Here is an 18,793-nt window from a genome sequence, read left to right as displayed (position 1 = left end):
AGGGCGATTATTCTGAAGGCGAATTTTATTCCGTAGCAGTAGTACGTAACAAACAGATTGCTGATACCGGTACCAAAATTCACCATATCGGAAAAGGCACCAAGAGCCGTATCATTTCCAAAGGTATTTCTGCCGGCAGGGGTGACAACAGCTACCGCGGACTGGTATCCGTTGGGCCACGTGCAGACAATGCCCGTAACTTCACCCAGTGCGATTCCCTGCTGATTGGTAACCAATGCGGATCTCACACATTCCCTTATATCGAATCCAGGAACAAAACTGCGATGATCGAACACGAAGCCACCACTTCGAAGATCGGAGAAGATCAGATCTTCTACCTGAATCAACGTGGCATCGACAGTGAGAAAGCAGTGGCCCTGATCGTAAACGGTTATGTGAAGGAAGTACTGAACCAGCTGCCAATGGAATTTGCCGTGGAAGCACAGAAATTATTATCTATTACACTTGAAGGAAGCGTTGGATAATTCATTATTCAACTAATACATACAGAACGAAAAAAACAATCATGCTGACGATTAAAAATCTGCACGCAGAAGTAGAAGGGAAAAAAATTCTGAAAGGCATTAATCTCGAAATAAACAAAGGAGAAATGCACGCGATCATGGGACCTAACGGTTCCGGCAAAAGCTCACTGGCTTCTGTTTTGGCGGGTCGTGATAACTATACTGTTACCGAAGGGGAAGTATGGTTCAACGGCAAAAATCTGCTGGATATGGCTCCGGAAGATCGCGCCCGCGAAGGTGTATTTCTGGCCTTTCAATACCCTGTAGAAATACCAGGTGTTTCTAACCTCAACTTCATGAAAACGGCACTGAATGAAATCAGGGCGTATAAAGGTCTTCCTGCCCTCGAAGCAAGAGAGTTCCTGAAGCTGACCAAAGAAAAACAACAACTGGTAGATTTTCATTCCAACCTGATGAATCGTTCTCTGAACGAAGGATTCAGCGGTGGTGAAAAGAAACGTAACGAAATTTTCCAACTGGCTATGCTGGATCCACAGCTGGCAATACTGGATGAAACAGATTCCGGATTAGATATCGATGCACTGCGTATTGTTTCAAATGGTGTAAACAAATTACGTGATGCAGAAAAATCTTTCGTAGTGATTACTCACTATCAACGCCTGCTGGAGTATATCATACCTGACTTCGTGCATGTATTATACAATGGCCGTATCATCAAGACCGGTACCAAAGAACTGGCACTGGAACTGGAAGAAAGAGGATACGACTGGCTGAAAGAGGAATTACATTTGAAAGAATCTGTATAAGAAGAATTACGAATTACGAATTACGAATTACGGATTTGTGAGGAGATATGATATCCACTGAGATCCGTAATTCGTAATTCGTAATTCGTAATTCATAATTTAGATATAAATTATGATAAGCAATATGATATTGCCATTTTACCAGGCGTTAACGGAAGATGTAAATGCACTGTCAGCACAGGTTTCGGCCCCTGCTACCGATGCACTGCACGACATCCGCCGCAAGGCGCTGGAGCGCTTTACAGCAACCGGACTTCCTACGCTGAAGACGGAAGCATGGCGCTACACGAATATTCAGCGCTATCTGAAAGAATTTCCATACGAATTGCTGACCACTGCTACCACAGTTTCCGCTGCAGTAGCAGCAAGCAAAGCAATTCCTGAACTGGATTGCTACCGCATAGTACTGGTAAACGGTCACCTGCAGGCAGATCAGTCTACCCTGCCCGAAGGTAAAGGCATCACGGTGGGCGCCATGAGCGCACATACTACTGCTCCCGGTTTTGTAACGTATTTCAACGAACAAAAACACCTGGCAGGCGAATCAATGGCCCAGCTCAATACTGCCCTGTTTTCAGATGGTTTGTATATAGAACTGGCTGCCAACACCGTACTGGACAAGCCTGTACACGTGGTACATGTGTATTCCTGCACCGCACACGCAGTGATTCAGCCACGTCACCTGTGGATCCTGAACAGAAGCGCTGCCGCTACTATTATCGAAAGCTCCGTGCATCCGGAAACCGCTACTGTGGCATTTGCCAACAGTGTACTGGAAACCGTGATCCTGGAAAATGCAGAACTGTGGCATTATAATGTACAACAGGGAGAAGAAAGCTTCCGCGAAGTACATACCACTGCTGCACAGCAACATAAAGACAGCCGTTATCATCATTTTAATTTCACCCTGCCCAATACCCCGTTCACCCGTAATAACCTGAGCGTGGCACTGAATGGCAGTCATACTGAAACTAATCTGAACGGTTTATATATTGCCAGCAAACATCAGCATGTAGATAACCATACTTTCATGGATCATATCATGCCTGACTGTAACAGTAATGAACTGTACAAAGGCGTACTGCTGGATAACGCCAATGGCGTATTCACCGGTAAAATCCTGGTACACCAGGAAGCGCAGAAAACCAATGCATTCCAGCAGAACAATAACCTGCTGCTGGGCAACAAGGCAGATATCAACTCACAGCCACAGCTGGAAATATATGCCGATGATGTAAAATGCAGTCATGGTTTTACTGCCGGTCAGTTCAGCGAAGAGTCCATGTTTTACCTGCGCTCCCGTGGCATAGGTGAAGATGCGGCAAAAGCCCTGATGGTAAATGCCTTCTCTCATGACATTACAGATGCCATAAAGGTACCAGCCCTGCAACATTACCTGCAGGAGCAGATTGCGGAGATCATGAATAACTAAAATTACGATGGAACATATTGCTAACATAGTAACCGCCGGCCTGGATGTAGCGCAGATCAGAAAGGACTTTCCTATCCTGCAACAACAGGTACATGGCAAACCGCTGGTGTACTTCGATAACGGAGCCACCACGCAGAAGCCGCAGGTAGTAATAGCAGCGGAAGCCCGCTATTATGAAGAATATAACAGCAATGTGCACCGGGGTGTACACCACCTGAGCCAGGTAGCCACGAATGCATACGAGAAAGCCCGTATCACCGTAGCCGGCTTTATCAACGCAGCAGATCCACATGAAGTTATCTTCACCAAAGGCACAACAGACGGTATCAACCTGGTAGCTAATACCCTGGGCCGTCGGTTCCTGAAGGCAGGCGACAGTGTGATCATTTCTTCCATGGAACACCATAGTAATATAGTGCCCTGGCAGATTGCCTGCGAAGAAAGCGGCGCCACACTGAAGGTCATTCCTATCAATGAACGCGGTGAACTGCTGATGGATGCATACGAAGCCATGCTGGACGACACCGTGAAAATAGTATCCGTTACCTATGTATCGAATACCATGGGCACGATCAATCCGGTACAGGACATCATCACGCTGGCGCATGCACGAAATATACCGGTACTGCTGGATGCCGCACAGGCCATTCAACATATCAGTATTGATGTACAGGCCCTGGACGTGGATTTCCTGGCATTTTCCGGCCATAAAATATATGCACCTACCGGTACCGGTGTGCTGTATGGTAAAAAGGAATGGCTGGATAAACTGCCTCCCTATCAGGGCGGTGGTGATATGATCAAGACGGTTACTTTCGAGAAAACGATCTATAACGAACTACCGTATAAATTCGAAGCCGGTACCCCTAATATTGCAGGCGCCATTGCGCTGGGTACGGCGATTGAATATTTACAAAAGACCGGCATCTCTAAAATCCAGCAGCGGGAAGAAGAGCTGATGGAATATGCGATGCAGGAATTGCGTAAGATCGATGGCATCCGCTTTATCGGGGATGCTGCCCACAGAAGTGGTGCGATCTCCTTCCTGGTACATAACATTCACCCGTTTGATATGGGCGAATTGCTGGACCAGCAAGGTATTGCGGTAAGAACAGGACATCACTGCACAGAGCCGCTGATGGATCTCTTCAAGATCCCCGGTACGGTTCGTGCATCACTCTCTTTTTATAATACCAAGGAAGAAATAGACAAACTGGTAGCCGGCATTAAAAGAGCCGCCGCCATGCTTTTGTAAACAGGTGAATATGACGATTCAGGAAATACAGGAAGAAATAATATCCGATTTTTCGGTAATGGGTAGCTGGGAAGATAAGTACGAATATATCATCCAGTTAGGTAAGGAATTGCCGCTCATTGCAGAAGAATTTAAAACACCGGACAACCTGATCAAAGGCTGTCAATCCCGCGTATGGCTGCACACAGCGCTGAAAGACGGGAAACTGTTTTTTACCGGCGACAGTGATGCCGTCATCACCAAAGGACTGGTGAGTTTAATGATTTATGTACTTTCCGGTCATACGCCCAAAGACATTGCAGCAGCAGATATCTATTTTATCGACGCCATTGGTTTGAGCAGTCATCTCTCCCCTACCCGTTCGAACGGGTTGCTGAGTATGCTGAAACAAATGAAGCTATATGCGATCGCTTACCAGGCAAAAATTAACCAGCAATGAGTGAAGCAACATTAAGAGAACAGATAGAAGAGCAGCTCAGAACCGTATTTGATCCGGAAATCCCGGTGAACATCATGGAACTGGGTTTGGTATACGCCATCAAGATCAAGGAAAACAACCGGATTGGTATCGATATGACGCTGACTGCTCCTGGTTGCCCGGTAGCCGGAGATATTATCCGTGAAGTAGATGAAAAAGTAAGGAATATAGAAGGAGTGTCTGATGTAGATGTGCACCTTACTTTTGATCCACCCTGGACCAGAGATATGATGAGTGAAGAAGCAAAGCTGGAACTGGGCTTTCTGTAAGTCCTGAAATTTATCAGATAATTGAACCAAATACCAAATACACTGCGTAGTGTTATTTGATATTTGGTTTTTTATTTTATGGAATTATTTACTTTGTGCCTTAAATCGTTAATCCATTGAACCTATCCGACGAACAAGTGCTTGCTATGGCGCCTGATGACTCTTCCCGTAAATCGGGGAAAGACCTGGCCAACCCGGCCAAATGGGTCAGCAAGGGCATTGGTGATAATGCGTTATGGGGAGAATGCCAGGGTAGCGGCAGCAAACCATACCAGACACAAATAGACACCGGCAACATGGCATTCAAATGCAGTTGCCCCAGTCGTAAGTTTCCCTGCAAGCATGGTTTGGGACTGCTATTACAGTATTCCCGGCAGCCCGACTCCTTTGCAGCACAAACGCCACCATCCTGGGTCAGCGAATGGTTAGCCAAACGCGCCGAGCGGGAAGAGAAGAAAGCTGTTGCCGCCACGGCGCCTGAAAAACAGGTAGACACCAACGCCCAGGCGAAAAGACAACAGGCCAGACAGCAGAAAGTCAGCGATGGCACTGCGGAACTACTGCGCTGGATAAAAGACCTGATACGCAATGGTATCATGGACCTCCCGGAAAAAGATCCTTCCTTTTTTGAAAATATGATTCGCCGTATGGTGGATGCCCAGGCCCCCGGGCTCGCGGCCATGATGCGCGAACTAGCCGATATCAGCTACTTCCATGAAGGCTGGCAAACCGTTTTCATGAATCAGCTGCTCCGTATTTACCTGGTGATACAGGGCTATCAGCACCTGGATCAGCTGCCGGAAACACTGCAGCAGGATGTACGAAGTTTGATTGGTTTTGCCCAGGCACAGGAGGAGCTGAAAGAACAAACCGGCATCACCGATACCTGGCGGATACTGGGGAAACAGACTACAGAAGAAGACCGGCTGGTGGTAGAACGGTATTGGCTATACGGAATTCATACAAAACGACGGGCACTGATACTCCAGTTTTTTGTACGTGGTCAAAGCACCATCGCGAATCCACTCACGCCCGGCGCCACCATTCAGGCGGAATTGGTCTACTACCCTTCTGCTGCGCCACTGCGGGCCATCGTCAAACAACAAATGACGGTTCCCCCGGATCATAGCTTCAGCGGCTTTGCCGGATGGGAGGAAGTTGTGGCGGCACAAACAGACATCAGCTCGGCACTACCGGTGTATAACGACCAGGTATATACGATTGCGGACCTTGCCCCCGTATGGTACCAGGAGCAATGGTGGCTGCAAGACAACCGGCAACAACTGATGCCGTTGAAAAAAGGATTCCCGCATATCTGGAAACTGCTGGCCCTCAGCGGAGGTGCACCGCTTTCCATGGCCGTTACCGGAAGAGAAATGCAATATGAGCCAATCGGCGTATGGCATGAACATGAATACAAAATATTATAATGGAGCGCTGGAATCATATTATCAATACCGCCCTGCTGGGCACTGCTAAAAAGCAGGCAGACAGCCAGGGATTAAATGGTCCGTTGCAAATAGCGGCAGACAAGATCCTGGGCAACGCATCGACTGATAGAGAAGAACAGTTCCTGCAACTGGCGTCCGTGATATATAATTACCGGCAAAGTGGTACACAACCGGTAACCGCCGCCGTTCAACCGATGACGGTTTGTGCGGCGGAAACCAAAGCCTACTGCCCTCCTGCCGCTATCCGGGTATTGCAACCTGTGCTGGAAACAGACAGTATACAACTGCTGCTGCTCTGGCTGGAATACTGCACCAAAGCCAACTTGTTACTGCCTCCTGCGCAACTGCCGGTGATGCTGGACAAAGCATGGCGCAATAAATCATTACGGGTACTCACCGCTGCTGCCGGCGGCCATAGAGCGGAGTGGCTCGGGCAATTTAACCCGGACTGGAATTTCTCCCGGGTAGCAGAAACACTGGAAGAAAGATGGGACAACGGCGCTACTGCCCAACGGGTAGAAGCCCTGAGAGAATTACGTGTGACCGATCCCGTGATGGCCCTCACCTGGCTGCAGCGAACCTGGCCGAAAGAAAGTGCTACAGTAAAAGCAGAGTTGCTAACGGTGCTGGAACAACCACCGCAGGAATCAGACATCGAATGGCTGGAGTCATTGCTTACTGAAAAAAGCAAGCAGGTAAAGGAAACGGTGATCCGCCTCCTGAAAAAACTGCCCGGGTCTTCGCTGCATGAACAATACTGGCAGATCATAGCCGGCGCAGTACAACTGCAGGAAGACGGTCATGTAGTGGTGGCCTTACCGGAATTGAAAGACGACTACATTTTTCAAAGCGGCATCGAAAAACTCAGCAACGATAAAAAGGTGTCGGATGATACACATATCCTGTATCAGCTGATCTCCCTGGTGCATCCCTCCCGCTGGGAAGCCCATTTTGGCCGGTCTTCGGCGGAAGTGATCAACTTGTTCCTGCAATATGAGTCACTGCAACCCTTTGTACCGGCCCTGGTACAAGCCATTACCTGGTTTGAAGACCGGCAACGGGCGGTTACATTTATGCGCCACAGTGACACATTTTATATTGATATCATTCCTATGCTGCCAACAGATCAGCAGCAACAGTTCAGCGAGAAATTTTTTGATGAACATCCGGAAACCATTATTAAATATGCCACTAACAATCCGGAGGAATGGAGTGTGACATTATGTACCAAAATTATGCGGTACGCTGCCACACAACCGTATACCTATAACCAGCTATTCATGAATAACGTGATCCGCCAGATTCCGGTAGCCATCAGCGCTACCCTCGATGACATTGTGCCGGCGGAATCTTACCATGTAGGCTACTGGAATAATATAAAAGTACACCTGGGCCGGCTCTTACAGGCTAAAAGCCAGCTACCGGGAGGTTTTAAAAAATAATTTTCACCGCTTTAGCCCTGGACCAGCAACCAACAACACCCAACGGCTAACAGCTAAGCGCTAAAAACTAACTGCTCCATGTCAGACATTTTACGTTATCACGCCGAACAGCTTTTTGCCCAAGAGCTGGAAGAACTAAAAAAGCAGGACTCCGAAAAGCGTCCTCACAACTGGCTGTTATCCCCTCAGTCGGTAGTCACCTACCTGATAGGCGGGACACTGAAAAACGGTTTTGAAGTAAGCCCTAAATATATTGGCAGCAGACGCCTGATGGAAATTGCCGTGGCCACCCTGGCTACGGATCGGGCCCTGTTGTTATATGGATTACCCGGCACCGCCAAAAGCTGGGTGAGTGAACACCTGGCCGCCGCCATCAGCGGTGATTCAACCATGATCATACAAGGTACTGCCGGCACCAGCGAAGAAAGCATCCGTTATGGCTGGAACTATGCCCGCCTCCTGGCAGAAGGACCCTCCAAAAATGCATTGGTGGAAACACCGGTGATGCGGGCCATGCAGGACGGTAAAATAGTCCGAATAGAAGAACTGACCCGTATAGGCGCCGATGTGCAGGATACACTGATCACCATCCTGTCTGAAAAAACCTTGCCTATACCGGAACTGAATACCGAAGTCCAGGCCACCAAAGGATTCAATGTTATTGCCACGGCCAACAACCGGGATAAAGGCGTTAACGAATTATCGAGTGCATTAAAACGTAGGTTCAATACCGTTATACTGCCCGTACCGGATTCCATGGAAGAGGAAATTGATATCGTGAGAAGACGGGTGGAAAGTTTCGAAAAGGTGATGGAGTTACCGGCAGAAAAACCTGCGCTGGAAGAAATCCGCCGCATCGTTACCATCTTCCGGGAACTGCGCAATGGCGTTACCCTGGATGGTAAAACAAAATTAAAATCTCCCGGCAGTACACTCAGTACAGCAGAGGCTATTTCTGTGGTTAACAACGGTTTAGCCCTGGCTGCTTACTTTGGTGATGGAAGGCTGAATGCAGCTGATCTGGCTGCAGGTATTATCGGGGCCGTGGTGAAAGATCCGGTGCAGGATAAACTGGTATGGCAGGAATATCTGGAAACGGTGGTTAAAACACGGGAAGACTGGAAAGATGTTTACCGCGCCTGCCGGGATTTGGTTTAGCGGAAAAAGGTTGGTAGATAAGGAGTATGTGGTAATGATAATTATATGGTGAGGAGGATAGGGAGATGATGAGGTGGAGATGAGGAGGTGGAGATGAGGAGGTGGAGATGATGAGGTGCAGAGCAGGATTGGGAGATGATTCATCGACAAGGCTGCTAATGCAATTACTCCTGCATACAATTTATCGTTTATAATCAAATAAATGCTCTTATCCGTTTAATAATCAGCATTTTATCTTTATAAATTTTCGTGAGATATCAACCGCAAAAAACACATTTATTTTACGATTAAGCGCTACATATGTCTGTACATATTTTAGGTATCCGGCATCACGGACCTGGTTCTGCCAGGAATGTTGCGGCTTTTCTGAAAGAGCTGCAACCGGATATTGTGCTGATAGAAGGACCACCGGAAGCAGATGCATTGCTGCAATGGGCAGGTCATGAGGATTTGCAGCCGCCGGTAGCCATCCTTGCTTATCAGCCTGATAGTCCGCAGAAAGCCTGCTTTTATCCATTCGCGGCCTTTTCACCGGAATGGCAGGCCATGTTATATGCAAAGCAGCATCGCATACATGCGCGCTTTATGGATTTGCCATTGGCGCATGTATTCGGAATGGAAAATGAGGCCGCGGCCAAGGCTGCGGAAAAAGCGGCAAGCGAAGGAACAGGTGAAGAAGTTGCCAGAGATATTAACGAAGTTAACGGCGACGGAACAACGCAGAGAGGTCTCACCACCAATAACGAAGCTACCGCTGAAGTAACAGCGAAGGGATCAGCCAGCGCCAACAACAGCACAGCTACTGCTGAAGAAACAAATGAAGGAGCTGCCAATATTAACAACGAAGCTACCGCTGAAGTAACAACGGAGGGATCGCCGAGCGCCAACAATAACGCTACTTCTGAAGTAACGAACGAGGAAGTTACCGGCACCAACGACGAAACACGTGGCCGCCCAGACAACGAGGCAACGCCTCCCACACCGGTAAATAGTGCCGCACTTCGTACCCGCCGCAGTGCTAACAATGCACGCCATCACAGTGCAGAGGATACTTTTACCGAAGTCCCCGAAACGTCGTTTATCCCTGCACGTGATCCTATTTCGCACCTGGCAGCTGCTGCCGGTTACGACGATGGAGAAAGATGGTGGGAACATATGTTTGAATACCGCCTGGAACAGGCGTCCGTTTTTGAAGCAGTGAACGACGCCATGCAGGCGCTTCGGGAAGAATTACCCCGGCGGGAAGACCACCTCGAACAACTCCGGGAAGCCTGGATGCGCAAATGCATCCGGCTGGCAGAAAAGGAAATGTTCCAGCGGATAGCGGTGATATGCGGCGCCTGGCATGCGCCGGCACTGCAAAATATGCCCAAACAAAAAGAAGACAACGACCTCCTGAAAGGACTGCCTAAAGCCAAAGTGGAATGCACCTGGATTCCATGGACGTATAGCCGATTGAGTTACGAAAGCGGCTATGGCGCGGGTATTCCCTCCCCCGGTTGGTACGAACATATCTGGGAACATCCCACCGACGACGGTACCCGATGGATGGCATTGGTAGCCAAACTTTTCCGGGAACAACAACAGGATACCTCCGTAGCGCATGTGATGGAAGCAGTGAGACTGGCCAACGCGCTGGCATCACTCCGGCACTATGCACGCCCCGGACTGGAAGAGCTGAATGAAGCAACACTCAGTGTACTGTGCAATGGAGAGAGTATCCTCATGCAGCTGATACGCAATGAACTCATTGTGCGTAACCGCATTGGAAGAGTACCGATAGAAGTCCCTACGCCCCCACTGCAAGCAGATATTGCTAAGTGGCAAAAGAAACTGAGATTGCCGCAAACAGCTGATTTCAAAGACTATATACTGGATTTGCGCAAAGACACCGACCTGGAAAGAAGTATTTTCCTGCACCGGCTGCAGTTGCTGGAAATCCATTGGGGCAAACGCTCGGAGATATCCGGTAAGGGGACTTTTAAGGAACAATGGCGACTGCAGTGGGACCCGGCTTTTTCAATAGACATCATTGAAAAAGGCAGCTGGGGTAATACCGTAGCAGAAGCAACTACCCGCTTTGTGACCCACAGTGCCGAAAATACGAGCACCCTTCAACAGGTATGCAAAATGCTGGAATCGGCGATACCGGCGGAATTGCCGGCCATCGTGGAAGTGCTGATTCATCGGATCAACAACCTTGCGGCAGCTTCCGGCGATGTATTACAGTTGATGGAAGTGATTCCTTCTCTGGTGAGCATCAGCCGGTATGGTAACGTACGTAAAACGGATGCCGCCCTGGTGAATGATATCACTGAAAGCATGATTGGCCGTATCTGTATCAGTTTGCCGGCAGCCTGTACTTCCGTGGCGGAAGATGCTGCACTGGCGTTACTGGATCTTTTCTACGCCATGAATGATGCCATCAGCCTCTTGCAGCACAAAGACCTCAGCAGCTCCTGGCAACAAACCCTGCAGGCCATTTCCCGCAATGAACAATCCGCCCCCATGATAGCCGGATATGCTACCCGGCTGTTATTCGATGCGAAGATCATAGCGGGAGAAATATTGAGCAGGGCCTTTAGTGTATCCATGTCCGTAGCCAACCCGCCTTCACTGGCGGCGGCCTGGCTGGAAGGCTTTCTGAGAGGCAGCGGCACCCTGCTGCTGCTGGATGAAGAGCTATGGGGAATGGTACATCGCTGGGTTTCTCAGCTGGAAAATGATATTTTCATACAGGTATTGCCGTTATTACGCCGCACCTTTTCTAACTTTACCGCCCCGGAACGGAAAAAACTGGGCGACAAAGTGAAGAACGGCGGTAGTGGCAGCAGCATAAAAGTCGCTACCCTAGGGGGTATCGACAACGATCTCGGCGCCAGAGGTATCCCGGTAGTGATGCAAATGCTGGGATTGGATGATTCAAAATTGTTAGCAGATGGAGCATGAAGAACAGGTTCGCAGGTGGCGGCTCGTACTGGGCGGAGCTCAGCATGATGGTACCGACTTTTCGTTGAATAAAACGGACCTGCAGCTAGACAAAACACTGGAAGCGTTGTATGACAGCACCCGGCAGGGCGGCTTAGGCCCGTCCTCTCCCAATGTGAGCCGGTGGCTGGGCGACATACGCAGCTATTTCCCGTCCTCTGTGGTACAGGTGATGCAACAGGATGCACTGAAGCGACTGAATCTCACCCAGATGCTCTTTGAAAAAGAGATGCTGGAAAATGTAGAAGCCGACGTACACCTGGTAGCTACCCTGATGACACTGAGCCGGGTTATTCCGGAGAAAACCAAAGACACGGCCCGACAGGTAGTAAGAAAAGTGGTGGATGACCTCCTGAAAAAACTGTCGCAGCCCACACAACAGGCGATCAGCGGCAGCTTAAACCGCAGTGCGCGCAACAGGCGCCCCCGCCACAATGAAGTGAACTGGCACCTGACCATTCAGAAAAACCTGCAGCACTACCAACCTGCCTACAAAACTATTATCCCGGAAACACTGATTGGGTACGGCCGTAAAAGGTCGGCACTCAAAGAAGTGGTATTATGTCTGGACCAGAGCGGCTCTATGGGAACCTCTGTGGTGTATTCCGGTATCTTCGGTGCCGTCATGGCATCTATCCCTGCGCTAAAAACGCAGATGGTTGTTTTTGATACCGCCGTTGCCGATCTTACGGAAGAATTACAGGACCCGGTAGAACTGTTGTTTGGCGTCCAGCTGGGCGGTGGCACAGACATTAATGCCGCACTGAAATATTGCGGACAAATTATCAGCCGGCCCACCGACACCGTACTGGTACTGATCACCGATCTTTTTGAAGGCGGCGATGAAAAAAACATGCGCAAACGCTTTACCGACCTGGCGGCAGCAGGTGTGCAGGTAATCGTATTACTGGCACTAAACGATGATGGCGCACCCAGCTACGATCATGAAAATGCGCAGTTCCTGGCCAACCTGGGCATTCCGGTATTTGCCTGCTCCCCGGATAAATTTCCGGACATGATGGCCATGGCATTGAGCAAACAGGATGTTGCACAATGGGCCGCAAAAGAAGATATTGTGCTGAAAAAATAAATGAATCTACTTATACCTTATGCCGTACAAAAAGGAAGACATACTACCTCTGCTTGAAAGACTGAACTTGACTAACTATGAAAACAATGAACCTATACGGTCCGGGGTAGATTTCCTTACAGGGCAAACCCTCTATCCACCCGTATTTAACACAGACGAAACCAACAACACACTCGGATTATTTATTCAATTACTACAAGTGCCGGAACACTGGGACGACAACGATCGCCTGGTATTACAACTCATTGCGGCACCTGACACCTGGAAAGTGTGTAAACATCTTTTCCTCACCAGGATCGTTCCTATGATGGACATGCCGGGGACTTCCTCCTCCATCGTATTACGATTCAGTTACTTTACCAGCTTCCTCCAACAAAGAGGCGCCACACCGGAACAAATTGGGTCCGACCTGATCAGCTACTCCGGCGATGGAAATAACTTTGACCTGGCACCGCTGAAATTTACGCCCCTGCGCAAATTTTTGCAGGACCTGATCAAAAGCGCAGAAAGACATGTGATAGATGACTACCTCGTTACATGGAAACAAAAAAACTGGAATTCACTATTTTACCGCCTCCTGGCCAAAGGGCATCCGGAGCGCGAAATGGAATACCTGGAAAACATCCTGCTGTTATCCGGCAACCTGCCCGATCAGCATGCACTATCGAAAGTATTACTGCTGAACAACCAGCAGAAATATGAACCACTCGTTGAAAAAGCCACCAACAACGCCGCCTTATTACCGGATCATGCAGCGGCTCTCCATGGCTATCATCTACTGGCTAATCATCTCCCGGAAAAATATAATCAAAGGCTGGTAAAAACCGCTTACGATTACCTGGATGCGCCCAAAACAGGCATGGATGATCGCGCATTAACCGGATCACTGGTAACCGGCCAATGGATATTGGATACTACCCCATCGGGGATACTGGCGATACGCACCCTCTTGCAACAGGACCGTTCCAATCTGCTTCCTTACCTGGATAACTACATTTGTGAAAAACGCTACCTGCATCCGGATACGTTCCAGCTGCTGGTAGATGAACTCAAAGAAGACGCGGTATCCTTATTAATGAATGCACTGGAGAACGACTACGATGCAAGAATAGTATTGCCGGCACTAACGCAGTTACCAAACGCGCTATACATAGAACAGCTTTGGCCATTTACCTACCACAAGCTGAAATCCGTTCGTACGCTCGTTGCCGTTGTTTTGTCAGAACATCCGCAGGCATTGGAAAAAGCAGCAGAACTTTTGTTAAGCACCAAAGCGGATCAACGCCTTACCGGTGTACAGATCCTCTGCCGGCTCAATAATCCGTATGCCAGAACATTGCTGCAGCAAATATTACAGAAAGAGAAAAATGATGATGCCCGCGACCTGATGCTGGAAACATTGGGCGACCATACCATTACCGGCGAAGACGATGCAGCCGTGGTAACACAGCTGGTTGCTTTTGCAAAGAAAAGAGGCAAGCTCACCAAACCACCCGAAAAATGGCTGGACGACAGCATCCTGCCTCCACTTTACCTGTTGGACGGCACCATGCTCTCCATTGATATGGTTCGTTTCCTGATGTACCGCATGGGCCGCGTAAAAGAAATACGCGCCGACGTGGAAGCAAAGCCACTCCTGCGTTTGATAGACCGCTCCCGCAGCGGGGATTTTGCAACACACCTGTTTCAGATGTACATTGAAAGAGGAGGCGATGCAAAGTATAAATACCTGATGACCTTAGTGGCCCTTGTTGGAGACGATCAGATGGCAACCAATCTTCGTATCGCTGTTCAGCAGTGGATAGACACCAAGCGCCTGAAGATGGCTGAACACGGCGTTGGCGCATTGGCGCTTCATGGCAGTGCACCGGCCCTGCGGTCCGTAGAATTCCTGTCGCGCCGGTATCGCATCCGCAAATCAAACGTCGGCGCAGCAGCCCTGGCAGCCCTGCAAAATACCGCTACAGAAATGGGCATCAGCATTCATGAACTGGGCGACCGTATCATACCTGATTTGGGTTTCGATGGACGGTTTAAATCCTTCGAAGTAAAGAATGATACCTATTATGTATTCCTGGATCGCCACTTTAAACCAGCTTATCTGAACGATCATAAGCGGCAGTTAAAAGCGATACCAACCGCCACTTCCAGCGAAATAAAAGAGTCCTTCAAAGCCCTCACCAAAGAAGCGGCGGAAATAGTGAAGTCGCAGTCACCACGGCTCGAGCATTTCCTGGTCATTCAAAGAAAGTGGAATGCCACACAATGGCAACAACTCTTTCTGCACCATCCGGTGATGTTTGTATACGCTACCCGGTTGGTGTGGGCCCTCTTTGATGAGCAGGATCAGCTGATCACCACCTTCTACTGCCGGGAAGATGCTACGCTGTTGACATTAGTAGATACTACCATTACCCTTCCGGAAAATGCGGCAGTACGGATCCTGCATCCCGTTTACCTGGATGCTCCTACCCTGCAGCAATGGAAGCAGAAATTTTCAGTTCTTCAGATTACACCGGTCTTTCCTCAATTGGAAAGACCGGTGGCTGCGCTGCCTCCGCAGCAGGCCTATAGCACACTGGTACATGATTTCGAAGATATTTCCATGGAGAGCGATATCCTGAACCGGTATATGGAACAAAAAGGCTGGAAGCTCAGCGAAGGTAGTGATGGTAAATATGTATATGCCTATCACAAAACAGATGACGAACATCAACTGGAAGTAATAGTAGAAATGAGCAGCATTTATAAAGAAGACAGCTTCCGTTATAAATTAGGGAAGCTCTATTTTATAGATAAAACAAAAACGCAACAACGCTGGTTCCGCAGTACCGATAAGGAAGCGGTAGAATGCCTGTTGCCACTGAAAAGTGTGCCACCGGTGTTTTATTCAGAAGCCATCACAGATATTTCGGTTTCCAGGGAACAAATAACATTGGTGTAGCTTTTTTTAAATCACGGGATTTTATTTGTATTTTTTCACACTTAACAAGTGAACAATTAAAATCTACGTATGCCAAAATTACGCAATACACTGGCCGGTGCATTCCTGCTGCTACTGTCAGTAAGCACCCTGCCGCTGCAAGCCATCCATATTATTCCGCAGCCATCGGAAGTAAAAACATTATCCGGCATCTTCACTTTATCCGGCGCCACTGCTATCATTCCAGGCAAGAGCGCCGGCGAGGCCAACCAGCTGCAACAAGCATTGCAGGAAACCTATGGCCTCGACTTGTCACTAAAACCCACTGCCAAAAGCGATTTTATCCGTTTAACGTTAAATGAGAAACTGCAATCAGAGTTAGGCACTGAAGGCTATCAGTTACTCGTAAATCCAGGCAACATCACCATTACCGCTGCCACCAACGCCGGTATTTTTTATGCTATCCAATCCCTGCGTCAGTTGATTGCAGCTAACGGAAACACCTATACGATTGAAGCCGTTTCCATCAAAGATAAACCCCGCTTTTCCTGGAGAGCATTCATGCTGGATGAAGGCCGCTATTTCAAAGGCGGTGAAACGGTGAAACACCTGCTGGATGAAATGGCGCTCCTGAAAATGAACGTATTTCACTGGCACCTCACCGATGACCAGGGCTGGCGCATAGAAATCAAAAAATATCCTTTGTTGACGTCGGTAGGCAGCAAACGCGACTCTACCCAAACAGGTACCTGGAACAGCAAAAATTTTGATGGCAAAGTACATGAAGGCTGCTATACACAGGAGCAAATCAAAGCCATTATTAAGTATGCGGCCGACAGACATATCACCATCGTACCGGAAATAGAAATGCCGGGCCATTCCAGCGCTGCTATTGCCGCGTATCCCTGGTTAGGCACCAAGAATGCGCCGATCAAAGTTCCTGGCACATTTGGGGTGCATTACGACGTTTTTAATGTTTCCAATCCCAAAGTAACCCGCTTCTTAGAAGATGTACTGGATGAAGTAAGCGCCCTCTTCCCTTCCAAAGTGATCCATATTGGTGGTGATGAAGTGAAATATGACCAATGGAAAGCAGATGCCGGCGTACAGGCTTATATGGCAGCACATCACCTGGCCTCTCCCGCTGATCTGCAAATTTTCTTTACCAACAGTATCTCCGTATACCTGGCCCAGAAAGGCCGCCGCATGGCAGGTTGGAATGAAATCATGGGCAGCAAACTGCACGAGTACACGGATGCGAAAGATGCTTCCGCCAAAGAAAAACTGGCGCAAGGGACCATTGTTCAGTTCTGGAAAGGAGAATTACAACTCATCACTGACGCCGTTTCCAAAGGTTATGACGTGATCAATTCCTACCACGCATCTACCTATCTCGACTACAGCAACATATCACTGGAAAAAGCCTACAGCTTTGATCCGATCCCCAGCGGACTGGATCCGAAATACTATTCAAAAATACTGGGGAGTGGTTGTCAGATGTGGGGAGAGTGGACACCAGACGTGAAAACGATGAATCTCCAGGTATTCCCGAGACTGGCAGCCTATGCCGAAGACGGCTGGACCATACCGGCTAACAAGAACTTTACCCAGTTTCAGCAAGCTTTGCAGTATTTTTATGCACGCTGGGATAAAGAAGGGATTGTTTATCGTAGAAGCTAAAAGCAGAAAGGAGAAAGCAAAAAGCTATTGAAGCGAATTACGGTAACAGCACCTTAGGAAGCTGAAAGCCCGTTTGAGGCGAATGACCTAAGAGGCACTCCTGAAAAGTAAAAGCTATTGAGACAAATGAGTCCGCAGAGATGCGCTGTTCATTTGCCTCAATAGCTTTTTGCTTTCTCCTTCAGCCCTTCACCGGCAACAATTTCAACGTATCCCCTTCGTGTTTCAGGTTATACAAAATGATGCCTTTGGTACTCGCGGTAAGTGCATCCGGATCTCCTTCCCGGAAAGCCGGGTAAGTACGTACCAGGTTTTTCCCTTTGGTATAAAAAGTATCCTGTCCCCGGTAAGCTGTCTGCTGCATGGTATCAATAGAATTGGTGTTAATGCGGGCCACGGGCTTGCCCAGGTCAAAAGCATAGATCTTTCCATAATGCCCGGTGCCTTCTGATAGCATCGACAAATAAATTTCCGGTTGGCCATTTCCATCCAGGTCGGCGATCATGATATCTTTTAGTTGCCCTTTTACATCCTTTTCGGTGATACTGTCTGCCAGGGTAGTGTCTTTTTTACTGCCAACCGCGAGGGTCAGGTCGCGCATATATGCGTTACCGTGAGTAATCACGGCGATGTGATAGTCGCCATAAGTGGTATCCCGTGTTATGCTTTTATTATCGTCGGTGGAGGGGCCCTTCGGAGGCGCATTGGCGGAATCATGTGCCGCCTGCTCTTGCTTATTCTGCATAGGACTATTGCAGGCAAAGAATACAGCGGCTATCAGGCAGGCTGTCAGCATCATTTGGTCATTCCTCATACCGTTGATATTTTTAATCGTGAAGGGGAACGCTGAATTACGAATTACGAATTTGTGAGGGAGAGAATAACCGATAATCGTCCTACAAATTCGTAATTCGCCGTCTTCCCCATTAATGTTTTTTATGTTTATGTTCTTTTGTGTCTTTGACGTTGTGCGTGGTATCCTTTCCCTTAAAATCCTGTTCCTCATTTTTACGGCTGTCGAGGTTATCCCTTATTTCAGGTTTGGGCATGTTGGAGAAATGTTGCTGTTTACTTTGCCGGGTATTTTCACTTCTGGTACCTTTCATAAGAAAACATTTTTGGTGAACAATAACCAATGCGCCACAAAAGCAGTGCCTTACTCTTTTCCCCGTTGTTGGCAATGGTAGCGGCTGGGGATGTTACCCCGTTTCCACTGATTGTCGGACAATGTCCACAATTAAAAGGAGATTTTCCAAACGGTGGCAGCCTTGAAAACAGGAGACAACTGAAATATGCTCAGTGGGTTATAAAAAGTTGGGGGTACCGAAGAAAATGG

Annotated in this window: 15 protein-coding genes; 13 read left to right on the top strand and 2 right to left on the bottom strand. The window is 48.4% G+C overall.

Annotated elements, in window-relative coordinates:
* From VIP81_RS17010 to VIP81_RS16950, 13 genes are all read left to right on the top strand, one after another.
* Positions 1-485, top strand: a 485-nt coding sequence (locus tag VIP81_RS17010) for a SufD family Fe-S cluster assembly protein (RefSeq protein WP_331963429.1), incomplete at its 5' end; no start/stop codon positions are given.
* Between the two features lie 41 nt (positions 486-526).
* Positions 527-1,291 carry a Fe-S cluster assembly ATPase SufC gene (sufC, locus tag VIP81_RS17005; protein WP_331963425.1) on the top strand — a complete coding sequence of 255 codons (765 nt, stop codon included), beginning with the start codon at positions 527-529 and terminating at the stop codon, positions 1,289-1,291.
* 124 nt (positions 1,292-1,415) lie between these two features.
* Positions 1,416-2,723 carry a Fe-S cluster assembly protein SufD gene (sufD, locus tag VIP81_RS17000; protein ID WP_331963422.1) on the top strand — a complete coding sequence of 436 codons (1,308 nt, stop codon included), beginning with the start codon at positions 1,416-1,418 and terminating at the stop codon, positions 2,721-2,723.
* A gap of 7 nt (positions 2,724-2,730) precedes the next feature.
* The gene (locus VIP81_RS16995) at positions 2,731-3,978 is read left to right on the top strand and encodes a cysteine desulfurase (protein ID WP_331963419.1); all 1,248 of its coding nucleotides are present in this window, start codon (positions 2,731-2,733) and stop codon (positions 3,976-3,978) included.
* Between the two features lie 10 nt (positions 3,979-3,988).
* Positions 3,989-4,417, top strand: a complete 429-nt coding sequence (locus tag VIP81_RS16990) for a SufE family protein (protein ID WP_331963416.1) — start codon at positions 3,989-3,991, stop codon at positions 4,415-4,417.
* Complete coding sequence (locus tag VIP81_RS16985) at positions 4,414-4,725, top strand: iron-sulfur cluster assembly protein (protein WP_133808168.1); 312 nt, start codon at positions 4,414-4,416, stop codon at positions 4,723-4,725. Before VIP81_RS16990 ends, VIP81_RS16985 begins: the two co-directional genes overlap by 4 nt.
* A 116-nt stretch (positions 4,726-4,841) precedes the next feature.
* Positions 4,842-6,155, top strand: a complete 1,314-nt coding sequence (locus VIP81_RS16980; RefSeq protein ID WP_331963411.1) for an SWIM zinc finger family protein — start codon at positions 4,842-4,844, stop codon at positions 6,153-6,155.
* The gene (locus VIP81_RS16975; protein ID WP_331963408.1) at positions 6,155-7,618 is read left to right on the top strand and encodes a DUF5691 domain-containing protein; all 1,464 of its coding nucleotides are present in this window, start codon (positions 6,155-6,157) and stop codon (positions 7,616-7,618) included. The genes VIP81_RS16980 and VIP81_RS16975 overlap by 1 nt, the downstream gene beginning before the upstream one ends.
* A 78-nt stretch (positions 7,619-7,696) precedes the next feature.
* Positions 7,697-8,776 (top strand): AAA family ATPase, encoded by a 1,080-nt coding sequence (locus VIP81_RS16970; RefSeq protein WP_331963405.1) that lies wholly within the window; start codon positions 7,697-7,699, stop codon positions 8,774-8,776.
* Positions 8,777-9,076: 300 nt separating this feature from the next.
* A complete protein-coding gene (locus VIP81_RS16965; protein ID WP_331963402.1) occupies positions 9,077-11,725 on the top strand; it encodes a DUF5682 family protein in 2,649 nt (882 codons plus the stop codon).
* Positions 11,715-12,854 carry a VWA domain-containing protein gene (locus VIP81_RS16960; protein WP_331963399.1) on the top strand — a complete coding sequence of 380 codons (1,140 nt, stop codon included), beginning with the start codon at positions 11,715-11,717 and terminating at the stop codon, positions 12,852-12,854. The genes VIP81_RS16965 and VIP81_RS16960 overlap by 11 nt, the downstream gene beginning before the upstream one ends.
* 67 nt (positions 12,855-12,921) lie before the next feature.
* Positions 12,922-15,798 carry a DUF4132 domain-containing protein gene (locus tag VIP81_RS16955; protein WP_331963396.1) on the top strand — a complete coding sequence of 959 codons (2,877 nt, stop codon included), beginning with the start codon at positions 12,922-12,924 and terminating at the stop codon, positions 15,796-15,798.
* A gap of 69 nt (positions 15,799-15,867) precedes the next feature.
* The gene (locus tag VIP81_RS16950; RefSeq protein WP_331963393.1) at positions 15,868-17,457 is read left to right on the top strand and encodes a beta-N-acetylhexosaminidase; all 1,590 of its coding nucleotides are present in this window, start codon (positions 15,868-15,870) and stop codon (positions 17,455-17,457) included.
* Between the two features lie 181 nt (positions 17,458-17,638).
* Here VIP81_RS16950 and VIP81_RS16945 read toward each other — a convergent pair whose 3' ends face one another.
* Together VIP81_RS16945 and VIP81_RS16940 are read right to left on the bottom strand one after the other, a co-directional pair.
* Entirely contained in the window at positions 17,639-18,271 is a 633-nt protein-coding gene (locus VIP81_RS16945) for a hypothetical protein (RefSeq protein ID WP_331963390.1), read from the bottom strand.
* Between the two features lie 112 nt (positions 18,272-18,383).
* Positions 18,384-18,563: a hypothetical protein gene (locus tag VIP81_RS16940; RefSeq protein ID WP_331963387.1), complete on the bottom strand. Its 180-nt coding sequence runs from the start codon at positions 18,561-18,563 to the stop codon at positions 18,384-18,386.
* Between the last annotated feature and the right edge of the window lie 230 nt (positions 18,564-18,793).

It is taken from the genome of Chitinophaga sp., from assembly GCF_036566945.1.
In the GTDB taxonomy this organism is placed as follows: Bacteria; Bacteroidota; Bacteroidia; order Chitinophagales; family Chitinophagaceae; genus Chitinophaga.
The sequence above is the reverse complement of the archived record's forward strand: the minus strand, read 5'-3'. Positions and strand labels throughout refer to the sequence as shown.